This is a genomic window from Pseudomonas sp. UBA5568, assembly GCF_002425525.1.
In the GTDB taxonomy this organism is placed as follows: Bacteria; Pseudomonadota; Gammaproteobacteria; order Pseudomonadales; family Pseudomonadaceae; genus Aquipseudomonas; species Aquipseudomonas fulva.
In genome coordinates this window covers 1-2500 of sequence record NZ_DIMK01000051.1, presented here as the reverse complement: position 1 = coordinate 2500, position 2500 = coordinate 1, and the positions used below count along the sequence as shown (strand labels likewise).

The 2500-nt window shown below is 65.6% G+C and carries 1 protein-coding gene; it reads left to right on the top strand.

All coding sequences use genetic code 11. The annotated features are described in order from the left end of the window. The coding region (locus B2S33_RS16540) for a condensation domain-containing protein (protein WP_288650680.1) at positions 1–2500 on the top strand (2500 nt) is incomplete at both ends.

Genomic DNA, 2500 nt, shown 5'->3' with positions numbered 1-2500 from the left:
CCTGCACCAAGGGCCGCTGCTGCGGGCTGTGCTGGCGGAGCTGGACGATGGCAGTCAGCGGCTGTTGCTGGTGGTTCATCACCTGGTCGTGGACGGTGTGTCATGGCGCATTCTGTTCGACGATCTGCAGCAGGCCTACTCGCAGTGCCTGGCAGGCCAGGCGCTGTCGCTGCCGGCCAAGACCACGGCCTACAAGCATTGGGCAGAACGCCTGCAGGCACTGGCCCAAACCCCGGCCCTGGCCGAGCAGCTGCCGTACTGGCAGGCGCAGGTCGCAGGCGCCGTCGACGACCTGCCAGGCGCGCGTCCTCACGCCAGCCTTGAAAAGCGCCATGCCTGTACGGTACACACGCGCCTGGACGACACGCTGACCCGGCAACTGCTGCAACAAGCCCCGGCGGCCTACCGCACCCAAGTCAACGACCTGCTGCTGACCGCGCTGACCCGCGTGATCTGCCGCTGGACCGGGCAGGCTTCGGCGCTGATCCAGCTTGAAGGGCACGGCCGTGAAGACCTGTTCGACGATGTCGACCTGACCCGCACGGTGGGCTGGTTCACCAGCGCCTTCCCGGTGCGCCTGGACAGTGCAGGTGACGTGACCGACACGATCAAGACCGTCAAGCAGCAACTGCGCGCTATCCCCGACAAGGGCATCGGCTACGGCGCCTTGCGCTACATGGGCAGCGCCCAGTCGCAGGCAGCCTTGAACGGCCTGGCCGAGCCGCGCATCACCTTCAACTACCTGGGCCAGTTCGACGGCAGTTTTGCCAGCGATCAAGGCGCCCTGTTCGTGCCAGCCAGCGAGGACGCCGGCGCCGAACAGGGCGCCGAGGCGCCGCTGGGCAACTGGCTGAGCATCGACGGCCAGGTGTACGCAGGCCAATTGCGCTTGGGCTGGACCTTCAGCGAAGCGATGTTCGAGCGCACCGACATCGAACGCCTGGCGCAGGATTACGCACGCGAGCTGAACCAGCTGGTCGCCCACTGCCTGCTACCGGACAGTGCCGGGGTGACGCCTTCGGACTTCCCGCTGGCCATGCTCGACCCGTCACAACTGGACGCCCTTGGCCTGCCCTGGGCGGACGTTCAGGACCTGTACCCGCTCTCGCCCATGCAGCAGGGCATGCTGTTCCACAGCTTGCTGGAGCAGCAAGGGGGCGACTACATCAACCAGCTGTCGGTCAGCGTCCAGGGGCTGGCGCCTGAGCGTTTCCGGGAGGCCTGGCAGGCGGTGGTGCAGCGACATGACATATTGCGCAGCGGGTTCCTCTGGCAAGGCGGGCTGGTCCAGCCGCTGCAGTGGGTGCGCAAGCAGGTGCAGTTGCCATGCCGTGAAATTGACCTACGTGGCCATGCAGACCTCGACGCTGCACTGACGCGCCTGGCCGATGCCGAACGCGAGCAAGGCTTCGACCTGGCCCAGGCGCCACTGCTGCGCCTGACGCTGGCCCGCACGGAGGATGATCGTTATCAACTGATCTATACCAGCCATCACATCCTGCTCGACGGCTGGAGTAATTCGCAGTTGCTCGGCGAGGTGTTGCAGCACTACGCAGGCCAGGCGGTACACAGCCTCAATGGGCGCTACAGCGACTATATCGGCTGGCTGCAACGCCAGGACAAACGGGTCAGCGAGGCCTTCTGGCGCACGCAGTTCGCCACCCTTGACGAGCCGACCTGGCTCAGCCGTGCGCTCAAGTGCGCCGCCACCGGCCAGAGTGGGCAAGGCGAATTCAAATGGCGCCTGGACGCTGCGATGACCGAACAGTTGCACGGCTTTGCCCGTCAGCAGAAAGTCACCCTCAACACGCTCGTGCAGGCCGCCTGGCTGTTGCTGTTGCAGCGCTACACCGGTCACGACAGCGTGACATTCGGGGCTACGGTGGCGGGCCGGCCTACGCAATTGCAGGGCATCGAGCAGCAGATCGGCTTGTTCATCAATACCTTGCCCGTGGTCGCGCGGCCTGAACCGCAACAAGCGCTGGCGGGTTGGTTACAGACCGTACAGGGCATAAACCTGGCACTCCGGGACCACGAACACAGCGCGCTGAGTGATGTGCAGCGCTGGGCCGGGCAGGGCGGCGATGGATTGTTCGATACCTTGCTGGTCTTCGAAAACTACCCCGTGTCCGCGGCGCTGCAGCAGGGCGGCGTCAGTGACCTGCACTTTGGCGACGTGCACAGCCATGAGCAGAACAACTACCCGCTGACGCTGAGCGTCAGCACCGGGGCCGACCTGTTGTTGCATTACAGCTATGACGCTGCGCAGTTCAGTGCCGAGTGCATTGCCCAGGTTGCAAGCCAACTGGCCCATCTCCTGGCGCAGATGGCCGACGGCTCGCCCCAGCGTTGCCTGGGCGAGCTGAAGCTGTTCGAAGAGGGGCGTCAGCGCGCCCCGGTGCAGGACTGGGGCATGGCCGCCGGTGAGTACCCAAGCCTGGCGCCTGCCCATGTGCTGTTCGAGCAGCAGGCCCGGCGCGTTCCGAACCACACTGCGCTG